13 protein-coding genes and 6 tRNA genes are annotated in these 12,105 nt (G+C 57.7%); 15 read left to right on the top strand and 4 right to left on the bottom strand.

Annotation, left to right across the window (positions count from 1 at the left end; translation table 11 throughout):
* Nucleotides 1–124 precede the first annotated feature (124 nt).
* Nucleotides 125–1,285: an MFS transporter gene (locus CAF63_RS16860; protein ID WP_085686578.1), complete on the top strand. Its 1,161-nt coding sequence runs from the start codon at nt 125–127 to the stop codon at nt 1,283–1,285.
* On the opposite strand, the gene nhaR is transcribed toward CAF63_RS16860, so the two are convergent.
* The gene (nhaR, locus tag CAF63_RS16855; protein ID WP_007951569.1) at nt 1,282–2,181 is read right to left on the bottom strand and encodes a transcriptional activator NhaR; all 900 of its coding nucleotides are present in this window, start codon (nt 2,179–2,181) and stop codon (nt 1,282–1,284) included. The genes CAF63_RS16860 and nhaR overlap by 4 nt on opposite strands.
* Before the next feature lie 146 nt (nt 2,182–2,327).
* Between nhaR and CAF63_RS16850 the strand changes: the two genes are divergently transcribed.
* Entirely contained in the window at nt 2,328–2,567 is a 240-nt protein-coding gene (locus CAF63_RS16850) for a hypothetical protein (protein ID WP_085686576.1), read from the top strand.
* A 29-nt stretch (nt 2,568–2,596) separates the two neighbouring features.
* Nucleotides 2,597–3,346, top strand: coding sequence for a TerC family protein (locus CAF63_RS16845; protein ID WP_085686574.1), 750 nt, complete (start codon nt 2,597–2,599; stop codon nt 3,344–3,346).
* Between the two features lie 74 nt (nt 3,347–3,420).
* On the opposite strand, the gene CAF63_RS28840 is transcribed toward CAF63_RS16845, so the two are convergent.
* Nucleotides 3,421–3,588 carry a hypothetical protein gene (locus tag CAF63_RS28840; protein ID WP_178081297.1) on the bottom strand — a complete coding sequence of 56 codons (168 nt, stop codon included), beginning with the start codon at nt 3,586–3,588 and terminating at the stop codon, nt 3,421–3,423.
* A 231-nt stretch (nt 3,589–3,819) separates the two neighbouring features.
* Between CAF63_RS28840 and CAF63_RS16840 the strand changes: the two genes are divergently transcribed.
* The 3 genes from CAF63_RS16840 to CAF63_RS16830 all read left to right on the top strand — a co-directional run bounded on the left by CAF63_RS16840 (nt 3,820) and on the right by CAF63_RS16830 (nt 5,010).
* Nucleotides 3,820–4,491: a peptidase C39 family protein gene (locus CAF63_RS16840; RefSeq protein ID WP_085686572.1), complete on the top strand. Its 672-nt coding sequence runs from the start codon at nt 3,820–3,822 to the stop codon at nt 4,489–4,491.
* 93 nt (nt 4,492–4,584) lie between these two features.
* A complete protein-coding gene (locus tag CAF63_RS16835) occupies nt 4,585–4,791 on the top strand; it encodes a DUF6021 family protein (RefSeq protein WP_085686570.1) in 207 nt (68 codons plus the stop codon).
* Between the two features lie 12 nt (nt 4,792–4,803).
* A complete protein-coding gene (locus tag CAF63_RS16830; protein ID WP_085686568.1) occupies nt 4,804–5,010 on the top strand; it encodes a hypothetical protein in 207 nt (68 codons plus the stop codon).
* Between the two features lie 52 nt (nt 5,011–5,062).
* Here CAF63_RS16830 and pbpG read toward each other — a convergent pair whose 3' ends face one another.
* Nucleotides 5,063–6,199, bottom strand: a complete 1,137-nt coding sequence (gene pbpG / locus CAF63_RS16825; RefSeq protein ID WP_111539360.1) for a D-alanyl-D-alanine endopeptidase — start codon at nt 6,197–6,199, stop codon at nt 5,063–5,065.
* 31 nt (nt 6,200–6,230) lie between these two features.
* Nucleotides 6,231–7,085: a bifunctional methylenetetrahydrofolate dehydrogenase/methenyltetrahydrofolate cyclohydrolase FolD gene (gene folD / locus CAF63_RS16820; RefSeq protein WP_085686566.1), complete on the bottom strand. Its 855-nt coding sequence runs from the start codon at nt 7,083–7,085 to the stop codon at nt 6,231–6,233.
* Nucleotides 7,086–7,359: 274 nt separating this feature from the next.
* Here folD and CAF63_RS16815 point away from each other — a divergent pair.
* The 9 genes from CAF63_RS16815 (at nt 7,360) to clpX (ending at nt 11,971) form a co-directional block, all read left to right on the top strand.
* Nucleotides 7,360–7,436, top strand: a tRNA-Arg gene (locus CAF63_RS16815).
* Between the two features lie 32 nt (nt 7,437–7,468).
* Nucleotides 7,469–7,544 (top strand) — tRNA-His (locus CAF63_RS16810).
* Between the two features lie 58 nt (nt 7,545–7,602).
* Nucleotides 7,603–7,687, top strand: a tRNA-Leu gene (locus CAF63_RS16805).
* 76 nt (nt 7,688–7,763) lie between these two features.
* Nucleotides 7,764–7,839 (top strand) — tRNA-His (locus CAF63_RS16800).
* Nucleotides 7,840–7,897: 58 nt separating this feature from the next.
* A tRNA-Leu gene (locus CAF63_RS16795) sits at nt 7,898–7,982 on the top strand.
* A gap of 76 nt (nt 7,983–8,058) precedes the next feature.
* A tRNA-His gene (locus tag CAF63_RS16790) sits at nt 8,059–8,134 on the top strand.
* Nucleotides 8,135–8,535: 401 nt separating this feature from the next.
* The gene (gene tig / locus CAF63_RS16785) at nt 8,536–9,846 is read left to right on the top strand and encodes a trigger factor (protein WP_085686563.1); all 1,311 of its coding nucleotides are present in this window, start codon (nt 8,536–8,538) and stop codon (nt 9,844–9,846) included.
* Nucleotides 9,847–9,938: 92 nt separating this feature from the next.
* Nucleotides 9,939–10,574: an ATP-dependent Clp endopeptidase proteolytic subunit ClpP gene (gene clpP / locus CAF63_RS16780; RefSeq protein WP_007951559.1), complete on the top strand. Its 636-nt coding sequence runs from the start codon at nt 9,939–9,941 to the stop codon at nt 10,572–10,574.
* Between the two features lie 113 nt (nt 10,575–10,687).
* Nucleotides 10,688–11,971 (top strand): ATP-dependent Clp protease ATP-binding subunit ClpX, encoded by a 1,284-nt coding sequence (gene clpX / locus CAF63_RS16775; protein WP_085686561.1) that lies wholly within the window; start codon nt 10,688–10,690, stop codon nt 11,969–11,971.
* Nucleotides 11,972–12,105: the final 134 nt, after the last annotated feature.

The raw sequence follows: 12,105 nt of genomic DNA, 5'->3' as shown, positions 1-12,105 counted from the left end.
AACTTAGACAGGTTTGTGCAAGTCACTCGGGAAACACTCTGTTAAGATTGCGCATCCTTATTTTCAAGTTCTGCCAGCGGGCCTTCGGGTCAGCGCTGGTGTCGTCGTTTTGCTGGAGTTCCTCATGCTGTTGCCCATCCTTCTGTTGTCCGCCGCCGGATTCACGGTGCTGACTACGGAGTTCGTCATTGTCGGTCTGCTGCCGGCGATTGCCCGCGACCTGGCCGTCACCATCCCGCAGGCCGGGTTGCTGGTGACTCTATTCGCTTTCACCGTGGCCATGTTCGGTCCTTTCTTGACGGCATATTTCGCCCGCTTCGAGCGCCGCAAACTGTTCATCACCATCCTGATCATGTTCGGTCTGGCCAATACCGTGGCGGCATTGGCGCCGAACATCTGGGTCATGGCGATTGCCCGGTTGATCCCGGCATTGGGGCTGCCGGTGTTCTGGGCGTTGGCCAGTGAAACGGCGGTGGATATCGTCGGCCCGGACTTCGCCGGTCGCGCGATCGCCAAGATCGGCTTCGGCATCGTCTGCGCCACCGTGTTCGGGATTCCGGTCGGCACGCTGATTTCCGATGCGTTCGGCTGGCGCAGTGCGTTCGCCATTTTGGCGGTGATCGCGTTCGCCAAGGCGTTGCTGCTGTTTGTCTACCTGCCGAAAACCAGCCTGCACCAGCATCAGGTCAGTTTCGCTTCGCAGTTCAAGATCCTGCGCAGCCCGCTGATGCTGGGCCATGTGCTGTTGTCGATTCTGGTGTTCAGCGGCATGTTCACCGCCTACACCTATCTGGCGGACATCCTTGAACGTCTGGCTGGCTTCAATGGCACCGTGGTCGGCTGGTGCCTGATGGGCTTCGGCGCGGTCGGTCTGATCGGCAACTCGCTGGGCGGTCGTGCGGTGGATCGTCATCCGCTGATGGCTTCGGTGATGTTCTGCGCGTTCATGATTCCGGGGATGGTGGCGCTGGTGCCGAACATCAATTCGTCGCTGGGTCTGGCGGCGGCGATGGGCATCTGGGGCGTGACGCAGGCGGCGCTGTTTCTGGTCAGCCACGTGCGCTTGATGAAAGCGGCTCCTGAAGCGCCGGCCTTCGCCGCGTCGCTGAACATCGCCGGGGCCAACCTGGGAATTGGTCTGGGCGCGATCATTGGCGGTCGAGTGATCGACAGCGCCGGCCTGGGCTTTGTGGGTTTCGCCGCCGCCGGGTTCATCCTGCTGTCGATTTTCCTCGCCATGGTGTTGATGGTGCTCAAGCCGCGCGAGGTCTGCGCGCCGGCTTAAAAGGCTGTAAACAGCTCGCGTCGAGCACCTTCGGTAATCGCTTTGATGCCGGGGTGCTTGACCTTGCGCTCCACCGAGATCGCGTAGAACGACTCGCTCACCGCATCGGTCTGGCCGATCAACTCGACGCCGTACTGGCGCTTCACCTCATCGGCAATCACGCTCGGGCCGATGAAAATCCCGCTGCCGGACTGACCGAACGCCTGCATCAAGGCGCTGTCATCGAACTCCCCGACGATCCTCGGCTGAATCTGCTGTTCGGCGAACCAGCGCTGCAAACGGCTGCGCACCACGGTTTCCGCGCCGGGGATCAACAGCGGCGCGCCGTGCAGACTGCGCGGGAAATCCTGACCATATTGCGCTGCCAGTTCGGCGGTGGCGAAAAAACTGATCCCGCATTCCCCGAGTTTCTGACTGTAGCCCTTGATGTCCAGGTGCGAGGGCATGGGGCTGTCGGAGATCACCAGGTCCAGGCGCTGAATCGCCAGGTCCGCCAGCAGGCGCTCGAGTTTGTCCTCACGGCAGGTGATGCGCAGCGGTTCGCTCAATTCCATGGTCGGCGCGATCAGGCGATAGACGATGGATTTGGGCACCACGTCCGCCACGCCGACCCGGAACAGGATCTGCTGCTCATTGGGCTGGGCGCGCAGCATCAGTTCCAGTTCACCGCCGAGCTGGAACATCTGCTCGGCGTAGGGCAGGGCCTGACGTCCGGCTTCGGTGAGTTCAAGCTGGCGACCGACCCGTTGAAACAATTCGATGCCATAGGTCTGTTCGAGCAGGGAAATCTGCCCGCTGATGGTTTGCGGCGTCAGGTTCAGTTGCTCGCAGGCGCGCACGATGCTGCCGGTCTTGGCCACCACCCAGAAGTAATGCAGTTGTCGGTAATTGAGCATGGGGTTCGGTCCGTCAAATACAGTTCGTATAAATCGAAGTATAGCCGCTAAAAATACGAATTTTCCTGAAGTGTTTGTCTCCCTAGAATGCCCAGCCATCGACGGCCGGTCTGTATGGCGCTGTCTGTTCTATCGAGGGAAGCATCATGAAACTAAAAACTACAGCGTTGTTGATCGCGTCTTTACTGGTAATGGCCGGTTGCGACCAGGCCGAAAAGAGCGCCCAACAACTGATGGGGCAGGCGGCCGAGGCGGCGAAACAAGCCATCGACGACACGCACAAAGCCGCCGAAGAGGCGCTTAGCGATGCCACCGGCAATCTGATCAGCAAGAAAGAACCGAAAGACGACGAAGAAAAATCCGAATCGTCCTCCCAGGAAATCTAAACCGTCTTACACAGAGTCAGGACTGACCCATGGAATATCTGTTAGAACTCGCTTCCAGCCCGACGGCCTGGATTGCCTTGGCCACGCTGGTAGTGATGGAAATCGTGCTCGGCATCGATAACCTGATCTTTATCTCGATCCTGACCAACAAACTGCCCGAGCAGTACCGGCAGAAGGCCCGTCGCCTGGGCATCGGCATGGCGCTGATCATGCGTCTGGCTCTGTTGAGCACCATCGCCTTCATCGTGCAGTTGACCGAGCCGGTCATCGAGATCCTGGGCCAGGCGTTCTCCTGGAAGGACATGATCCTGATCGCCGGTGGTCTGTTCTTGGTGTGGAAAGCGACGACCGAGATCCATCACAGCATGGACCCGGCGCCGGAAGATCCGAAGAGCGCTACCTCGACGGTGACTCTGGGCTTCGCCGCCGCGATCGGGCAGATCCTGATGCTGGACATGGTGTTCTCGATCGACAGCATCATTACGGCTGTCGGCATGACCGAACACTTGCCGATCATGGTGATTGCGGTGGTGGTATCGGTGCTGGTGATGCTGTTTGCAGCTGATCCGCTGGCCAAGTTCATCAACGACAACCCGACGGTGGTGATGCTGGCTCTGGGCTTCCTGATCATGATCGGCATGACGCTGATCGCCGAAGGCTTCGGCGCCCACGTACCGAAAGGTTATGTGTATGCCGCCATGGCGTTCTCGGCTGCGATTGAAGTGCTGAACATGATGTCGCGCCGCGCCAAGCAGAAGAAATTGACTGCCGAAGCGTAATCGCTGGAAAACCAAAGGCCGCCTGAACTCGCGAGAGTCCAGGCGGCCTTTTTGTTTGTGTCGGCTACAGAAAATCAGTGCGCGGTGGCGGGACGGGTGCTGTGTTTCTCGATCTTCCTGGTCGGTGCAGGTTGTACCGGGTGGTGATGGCGGCGGGAAATCCGCAACACGCCCCACAGCATGGCGGCCGCAACGGCCAGCCAGCCGGCAATCAGCATTACGATGGTCATGGTCAGGCTCATCTGTGCCTCCTCTTTGCCCTGCGTCGGGCGCTCGCTCTTTGGCTCTTATCTGAATGACAGTCTAGTCGCTGGTGTGTTTCAAGCTATTGACCAAAGGTCGGTGGTGACCAATCAGTTCGCTCTATCCAGCTGGTGGAGCTGCGGCTTTGGGCTATACCGCAGCGTTGCGTCGCCCTATGATCTTCGACCAAGCCGGAACACGATGACCGGTAACTGATCAAGAGAGTGACGATGGTGCAGCTATTTTCCCGGATTCGCGCGGCGCTGCTGGTGGCCGGTTGCGTGACAGCATTGGTGGGGTGTGCGGGCAGTGTGGCGCCGGAGGTCAAACGCCTGCCGGAGCGGGTCGAACTCAGCGGCACTTTCTATCGTGGCGAGGCCTATCAAAGCGGGCCGCAGGTGCTGGCCAGTCTGCTGTCGCAGCAGGGCATCGTGATCACGCCGGGTCTGCTGGAAAAGCCGCTGCATTTACCGGGCGCCGAGGACAAGTTGCAACAGAATCTGCAGAGCCTGGCGCGTGAATACGGCATGGTCGTGTATCCGCTGGACAGCAATCTGCCGGCGCTGCTGACTCAAGTGGCGGCCGGGTATCCGGTGATGGTGCGTTTCAGCGAGGGTTCGGCGTTTTGGGCGGAGCCGCGTTACGCGATCCTGTCCGGCTACGATCGCTTGAAGCAGAAGGTGCTGCTGCGAGCCGGGATGAATCGCCGTGAATTGATGAGCTTCAGCTCGTTCGAGTCGGCCCTCGAAAAATCCGGCGGATGGGCGGTATTGATCCAGAAACCGACGCAGATTCCGGCGGCGGTCGATCAACAGCGCTGGCTCAAGGCCGCCGACGCGCTGTCCCAGGCCGGGCAGGAACGGGAAGCGGCGCAGGCAAGGAAGGCACTGGCAGCGCATTGAGGCTCCGTTCGTCGCCTGTCGGGCACCCTGGCGGAGCATGTGCTTCTGAACTGTAGCGTCCCGTGTTTTACGGGCCAGTATCAGGAGGCGAGCATGGCAATTCCAAATTCACCCAGCGGGCCGCATTCTTCCGAGCATGGCAATGACGACGATCTGGGCTTCGATCCGGACTCGCCGGATCTGGACGATCCGCAAGTCGATCCCATCGGCCCTGCAAAGGCGCCGAAGGATGTGCAGCCGGGCGATGATCCCAAGCGTCCGGCCAAGCCTTACGATCCCTTGGCTGATCTCAAGCCTTGAAGCGAGGTGCGTATGAGTACCGATTCGAGTTTCGACGACCACAAACCTGATAGTGTGCCTGCCGCACCTGAGCCGGAGGTTGATCCGGTGCTGGATCCGGACAGCCCTCTACGCGACCCGTTGGCGCGTCCGGCGGTGGTGACGCCAGAGCATTCGCGCGACCCGAGTGCCGGTGACGGTATTCCCGATGACGACAAGATGCCGTTGCCCAACGACTGAGTGCAGAAACGAAAAAGCCCCGACGCTTCGGGGCTTTTTCATGGCTGACGGATTACTTGGAGGCTTCGATCACGCCGCTCTGGCGACTCTTGAGGTTCTTGTCGGCTTTGTACTGCTGAGCCACCGCCGGGACGTTGGCGCTCTTGCCGGTTTCCACCCAGCTGCGGATGCGGCTGGCATCGGCGAAATGGGTGTATTTGCCGAACGCGTCGAGAATCACCAGGGCGACGGGGCGGTTGGCCATGCGGGTCACCAGCACCAGGCAGTGGCCGGCCGGGTTGGTGAAGCCGGTCTTGGTGATGCGGATATCCCAGTCGGCCTTGTTGACCAGGTGGTCGGTGTTACGGAAACCCAGGGTGTAATTGGGTTTGCGGAACGAGACGGTCTTTTCCTTGGTGGTGGTCAGCTCGATTAGCAGCGGTTGTTTATGCGCAGCCACCAGCAACTTGCTCAGGTCGCGGGCGGTGGAGACGTTGCGCTCCGACAGGCCGGTGGGTTCCACAAAATGCGTGCTGGTCATGCCCAGCGCCTTCGCCTTGGCGTTCATCGCTGCGATGAACGCTGCGTAACCGCCCGGATAGTGGTGAGCCAGGCTGGCGGCGGCGCGGTTTTCCGAGGACATCAGGGCAATCAGCAACATCTCTCGGCGGGGCAGTTCGCTTCGCAGTTTGACTCGCGAGAACACGCCTTTCATTTCCGGGGTGTGGCTGATGTCGACGTCAATCCATTCGTCCATGTTCTGGTGCGCTTCGACCACTACCAAACCGGTCATCAACTTGCTCACGGAAGCGATGGGCACCACCACGTCCGGGTTGCTGGAATAAATGACTTTGTTGGTCTGCAGATCCATCAGCAGGGCGCTGCCGGAGGCAATCTTCAATTGCGAAGCGTCTCGGGGGGCAGCGGTGGTTTCGGCGGCGTTGACCGTTGGCGTGAGGAGTGTGCCTGAAAATGCAAAAACCAGGCTCAGGATGGACAGACGAATATTCACGCGGGCGAACTCATGAAGGTTGGAAATGCCGTTCTTTGTAACGGGCTGTGTCGTAAAAACGACGCATTGTAGGAGTATGGTTGAAGAACTGTCGATGGTTGTCCGCAAGGCATGAAAAAGTCGTGAAAAGCCCTGTAAAAATAGGGGTTTCCGGCGAACGGTAAAGGTTTTTTCGAGGGCATGAAAAACCCCGCACAAGGCGGGGTTCTCGAGGTGCGGAAAACGCGACTCAGGCGTGCAGGGTTTCTGCCGCGTAGAGGGTGTTTTCCAGCAGGCAGGCGCGGGTCATCGGACCGACGCCGCCCGGTACTGGTGTGATCCAGCCAGCGCGAGGCAGGGCGGTTTCGTAAACGACGTCACCGACCAGTTTGCCGTCTTCCTGACGGTTGATGCCGACGTCGATCACGATCGCGCCTTCCTTTATCCACTCGCCCTTGACCAGGCCTGGCTTGCCGGCGGCCACGACTACCAGATCGGCGCGGCCGACGTGGCCGGCCAGATCCTTGGTGAAGCGGTGGGTAACGGTCACGGTGCAACCGGCCAGCAGCAGTTCCATTGCCATCGGGCGACCGACGATGTTGGATGCGCCGACAACGACTGCGTCCATCCCGTACAGATCGGCACCGGTGCTTTCCAGCAGGGTCATGATGCCCTTCGGGGTGCACGGGCGCAGCAGCGGAATGCGCTGGGCCAGACGGCCGACGTTGTAAGGATGGAAACCGTCGACGTCCTTGTCCGGGCGGATGCGCTCCAGCAGTTTGGAGGCGTCCAGGTGCTCCGGCAGAGGAAGTTGAAGCAGAACGCCGTCGATTGCCGGGTCGTCGTTCAGTCGATCGATCAGATCGGTCAGCGCTTGCTGAGTGGTTTCGGAAGGCAGGTCGTAGGCTTGAGAGAGGAAGCCGACCTCTTCACAGTCTTTACGCTTGTGCGAGACATAAACCTGAGAGGCAGGATCGCTGCCGACCAGGATCACCGCGAGGCCGGGAGTACGCAAGCCTTGCTCGCGACGTTCGGCTACCCGTTGGGCGATCTGCTGGCGCAGGCTGGCGGCGATTGATTTGCCGTCGATTAGTTGTGCAGTCATTGCGCGTGATTAACCATCGAGAGGGGAAAAAAAGAGAACGCATTCTCGCATGTCAAACGGTGAGGGCAAAGGCGCTTGGTCAGCAAATTCCCCTAAGCCCTTTAATTAAATGAATTTTTTTCAAAAAGGATTTGACGACCCTCAGGTCGCTCTATACTATTCGTCGCACTTGTCGGGCACAGCCTAGCACTGGTTAAGAAAGTCGAACGAAATTACGGTTTCGAACGGCTGGAAAGCACTTAGTTTGTAGTCCTCCAAGGGTACAGCTAACAAGGCGCCCGTAGCTCAGCTGGATAGAGCATCCGCCTTCTAAGCGGATGGTCGCAGGTTCGAGTCCTGCCGGGTGCGCCATTAGGCAGCATTGGCACAAGTAGCGCGATATGGTGGGCGTAGCTCAGTTGGTAGAGCACGGGATTGTGACTCCCGTTGTCGTGGGTTCGATCCCCATCGTCCACCCCATATTTCGAAAGGCGCCAGATGTAACAGTCTGGCGCCTTTGCTTTAAAAAGCTTCATCTGCGGATGTGGTGGAATTGGTAGACACACTGGATTTAGGTTCCAGCGCCGCGAGGCGTAAGAGTTCGAGTCTCTTCATCCGCACCAATCAAAGCTTCATTCACGCCGTTGGCCGGGTGAAGTTCTACAAAGAAGTTGTTTGGCTTCTTTGGCACGCAATATGGTGGGCGTAGCTCAGTTGGTAGAGCACGGGATTGTGACTCCCGTTGTCGTGGGTTCGATCCCCATCGTCCACCCCATATTTCGAAAGGCGCCAGATGTAACAGTCTGGCGCCTTTGCTTTAAAAAGCTTCATCTGCGGATGTGGTGGAATTGGTAGACACACTGGATTTAGGTTCCAGCGCCGCGAGGCGTAAGAGTTCGAGTCTCTTCATCCGCACCAATCAAAGCTTCATTCACGCCGTTGGCCGGGTGAAGTTCTACAAAGAAGTTGTTTGGCTTCTTTGGCACGCAATATGGTGGGCGTAGCTCAGTTGGTAGAGCACGGGATTGTGACTCCCGTTGTCGTGGGTTCGATCCCCATCGTCCACCCCATATTTCGAAAGGCGCCAGATTTAACAGTCTGGCGCCTTTTTTGTTTTACGGTTTCGGATTTTGGCGACTGCAGGTTACGAGTCGCAGGGCAGGGCGCTTCGTCGTATCATTGTTGCACGATGCTGCTGCGCTGCCCGCCGACCTTGCTGGCGAGGTCGGCTGTCAGGGAGATGATTCAACCGCCTCTATATATAGAAGAGGTTGGCGCAGAGCCCTGGCTTGAATTGGCTGTATTTGCTAACAGGGCGAGGCGCAATCGTTTGTCCCTCGCCTTCAAATGGCCTGCTGTTTTTTTACCCGTTTTCAGTAGGGTGACTTCTTGAGTTTGACCTACTAGAATGCTTGCCCTTGATTCTTGGGTCGGAAACGGCCGGCTAACGTCTGTGCAACGAGGAATATCCATGCAAGTTTCTGTTGAAAATACTACTGCTCTTGAGCGCCGCATGAGCATCACCGTGCCGGCTGAGCGCATCGAGACTCAGGTCAACAAGCGTCTGCAGCAGACTGCCCAAAAGGCCAAGATTGCTGGCTTCCGTCCAGGCAAAGTGCCAATGAGCGAAATCAAGCGCCGTTTCGGTGCTGATGCGCGCCAGGAAGCGATCGGCGACGTGATCCAGTCCTCCTTCTACGAAGCTGTGGTTGAGCAGAAGCTGAACCCGGCCGGTTCGCCATCGATCGAGCCTAAGTCGCTCGAAGCTGGCAAGGACCTGGAATACGTAGCCGTATTCGAAGTGTTCCCTGAGTTCACCGTTACCGGCTTCGAAGGCATCACTGTCGAGCGTCTGAGCGCTGACGTGGCTGACGCCGATCTGGACAAGATGCTGGACATCCTGCGCAAGCAGAACACCCGTTTCGAAGTGGCCGATCGCGCTGCTCAGAACGAAGACCAACTGAACATCGATTTCGTTGGCAAGGTTGACGGCGAAGTATTCGCTGGCGGCTCCGCCAAGGGCACTCAGCTGGTACTGGGTTCCGGCCGCATGATCCCTGGCTTCGAAGAAGGCCTGGTTGGCGCTAAAGCCGGCGAAGAGCGCGTTCTGAACCTGACCTTCCCTGAGGACTATCAGAACCTGGACCTGGCTGGCAAGACCGCTGAGTTCACCGTGACTGTCAATACTGTTTCCGAGCCAAAACTGCCTGAGCTGAACGAAGAGTTCTTCGCTCAATTCGGCATCAAGGAAAGCGGCATCGACGGTTTCCGCACCGAAGTTCGCAAGAACATGGAGCGTGAACTGCGTCAGGCGATCAAATCCAAGGTCAAGAATCAGGTAATGGACGGTCTGCTGGCCACCAACCCGATCGAAGTGCCTAAGGCTCTGCTGTCCAACGAAGTTGACCGTCTGCGCGTGCAGGCTGTTCAGCAGTTCGGCGGCAACATCAAGCCTGACCAACTGCCGGCCGAGCTGTTCGAAGAACAAGCCAAGCGTCGCGTAGTACTGGGTCTGATCGTGGCCGAAGTGGTCAAGCAGTTCGACCTGAAGCCAGACGAAGCCCGCGTTCGCGAAATGATTCAGGAAATGGCTTCGGCTTACCAAGAGCCTGAGCAGGTCGTGTCCTGGTACTACAAGAACGAGCAGCAACTGAACGAAGTTCGTTCGGTTGTGCTGGAAGAACAAGTTGTGGATACTGTTCTGCAGAAAGCTAGCGTGACCGACAAAGCGGTCTCTTACGAAGAAGCGGTCAAGCCGGTAGAAGCTCCAAAAGCCGACTGATTGTTTTTGCGTTAGAAGCACACACCATAAGCCAGCCTTCGAGCTGGCTTATGCGTATTCAAGACATGACTATTTGGGAGTGACTGCAGAGCATGTTCCGTAATTCCTATATTCAGCAGAACTCTGATATCCAGGCCGCCGGCGGCCTGGTCCCGATGGTTGTCGAGCAATCTGCTCGTGGCGAGCGCGCCTATGACATCTACTCGCGTCTTCTCAAGGAGCGAGTGATCTTTCTGGTGGGTCCTGTAGAGGACTACATGGCCAACCTGATTTGCGCGCAATTGCTGTTCCTTGAAGCGGAAAACCCGGACAAGGACATCCATCTTTATATCAACTCCCCTGGCGGTTCGGTGACAGCGGGCATGTCGATCTACGACACCATGCAGTTCATCAAACCAAACGTATCGACTACCTGTATCGGTCAGGCGTGCAGCATGGGCGCGTTCCTGCTGACGGCCGGTGCACCTGGCAAGCGTTTCTGCCTGCCGAACTCGCGCGTGATGATTCACCAGCCACTGGGCGGTTTCCAGGGCCAGGCATCGGACATCGAAATCCATGCCAAGGAAATCCTCTTCATCCGCGAGCGTCTCAACACGCTGATGGCCAAGCACAGCGGCCGTACGCTTGAAGAAATCGAGCGCGACACCAACCGCGACAACTTCATGAGTGCGGAAGCTGCGAAGGAATACGGTCTGATCGACGAAGTGATCAACCAGCGCCCAGCTTAAAAACAAGCAGCTCAAAATAGGCTTGGTCGGCGCGTCTGATCAGCGGCGGGCTTGAAAAAGCCCGCAATAGCCTTCATCTTGTGTTGCAAGCCTATCGGATTTGGATCGAACGAATGACTGACACCCGCAACGGCGATGACAACGGCAAGCTGCTCTATTGCTCCTTCTGTGGCAAAAGCCAGCATGAAGTGCGCAAATTGATTGCCGGCCCCTCGGTCTTTATCTGCGACGAGTGCGTCGACCTGTGCAATGACATCATCCGCGAGGAGGTGCAGGAAGCACAGGCCGAAAGCAGCGCGCATAAATTGCCTTCGCCTAAAGAAATCAGCGGCATCCTTGATCAGTATGTAATTGGTCAGGAACGTGCCAAGAAGGTTCTGGCGGTAGCGGTGTACAACCACTACAAGCGTCTGAACCAGCGTGACAAAAAGGCTGACGACGTCGAACTCGGCAAGAGCAACATCCTGCTGATCGGCCCGACAGGCTCCGGTAAAACCCTGCTGGCCGAAACCCTGGCCCGCTTGCTGAACGTTCCGTTCACCATCGCCGACGCAACCACCCTCACAGAGGCGGGTTACGTGGGTGAAGACGTCGAGAACATCATTCAGAAGTTGTTGCAGAAGTGCGATTACGACGTAGAGAAAGCCCAGATGGGTATTGTCTACATCGACGAAATCGACAAGATTTCGCGCAAGTCCGATAACCCGTCGATCACCCGGGACGTTTCCGGTGAAGGCGTGCAGCAGGCCTTGCTCAAACTGATCGAAGGCACGGTCGCTTCCGTTCCGCCGCAAGGTGGTCGCAAGCATCCGCAGCAGGAATTCCTGCAAGTCGATACCCGTAACATCCTGTTCATCTGCGGTGGCGCATTCTCCGGTCTGGAGAAGGTCATTCAGAACCGTTCCACCAAGGGTGGCATCGGTTTCAACGCAGAAGTGCGCAGTAAGGAAGAAGGCAAGAAGGTTGGTGAATCCCTGCGTGAAGTCGAGCCTGACGATCTGGTCAAGTTCGGTCTGATCCCGGAATTCGTCGGTCGTCTGCCGGTTCTTGCGACACTGGACGAGCTGGATGAGGCTGCTTTGATGCAGATTCTCACCGAGCCGAAAAATGCCCTGACCAAACAGTATGCCAAGCTGTTCGAGATGGAAGGCGTGGATCTGGAATTCCGTTCCGACGCGCTGAAAGCAGTCGCCAAACGTGCCCTGGAGCGTAAAACCGGTGCCCGTGGCCTGCGTTCGATTCTCGAAGGTGTATTGCTCGACACGATGTACGAGATCCCCTCGCAGTCCGAGGTGAGCAAGGTCGTGATCGATGAAAGCGTCATTGAAGGCAAGTCCAAGCCACTGTATATCTACGAAAACAGTGAGCCGACTGCCAAGGCGGCTCCGGACGCCTGAGCGTCCGTGCTGACGGAATAAAGAAGGGGCCTTCGCAGACTGTGTGAAAACCTAGCAATCTGTCCGGCCCTTTAAGAAAATGCTCCGTATCGAAAGATACGGAGCATTTTTCGTTATGGCCTACATACAAGGAG

Origin of the sequence: Pseudomonas sp. B20(2017) (assembly GCF_002113125.1) — a bacterium.
Classification (GTDB): Bacteria; Pseudomonadota; Gammaproteobacteria; order Pseudomonadales; family Pseudomonadaceae; genus Aquipseudomonas.
The sequence above is the reverse complement of the archived record's forward strand: the minus strand, read 5'-3'. Positions and strand labels throughout refer to the sequence as shown.

Excerpts from the sequence above, each read along its gene's own strand:
- CAF63_RS16860 (WP_085686578.1), top strand. The coding sequence starts at position 125 with ATGCTGTTGCCCATCCTTCTGTTGTCCGCCGCCGGATTCACGGTGCTG.
- nhaR (WP_007951569.1), bottom strand. The coding sequence starts at position 2,181 with ATGCTCAATTACCGACAACTGCATTACTTCTGGGTGGTGGCCAAGACC.
- CAF63_RS16850 (WP_085686576.1), top strand. The coding sequence starts at position 2,328 with ATGAAACTAAAAACTACAGCGTTGTTGATCGCGTCTTTACTGGTAATG.
- CAF63_RS16845 (WP_085686574.1), top strand. The coding sequence starts at position 2,597 with ATGGAATATCTGTTAGAACTCGCTTCCAGCCCGACGGCCTGGATTGCC.
- CAF63_RS28840 (WP_178081297.1), bottom strand. The coding sequence starts at position 3,588 with ATGAGCCTGACCATGACCATCGTAATGCTGATTGCCGGCTGGCTGGCC.
- CAF63_RS16840 (WP_085686572.1), top strand. The coding sequence starts at position 3,820 with ATGGTGCAGCTATTTTCCCGGATTCGCGCGGCGCTGCTGGTGGCCGGT.
- CAF63_RS16835 (WP_085686570.1), top strand. The coding sequence starts at position 4,585 with ATGGCAATTCCAAATTCACCCAGCGGGCCGCATTCTTCCGAGCATGGC.
- CAF63_RS16830 (WP_085686568.1), top strand. The coding sequence starts at position 4,804 with ATGAGTACCGATTCGAGTTTCGACGACCACAAACCTGATAGTGTGCCT.
- folD (WP_085686566.1), bottom strand. The coding sequence starts at position 7,085 with ATGACTGCACAACTAATCGACGGCAAATCAATCGCCGCCAGCCTGCGC.
- tig (WP_085686563.1), top strand. The coding sequence starts at position 8,536 with ATGCAAGTTTCTGTTGAAAATACTACTGCTCTTGAGCGCCGCATGAGC.
- clpP (WP_007951559.1), top strand. The coding sequence starts at position 9,939 with ATGTTCCGTAATTCCTATATTCAGCAGAACTCTGATATCCAGGCCGCC.
- clpX (WP_085686561.1), top strand. The coding sequence starts at position 10,688 with ATGACTGACACCCGCAACGGCGATGACAACGGCAAGCTGCTCTATTGC.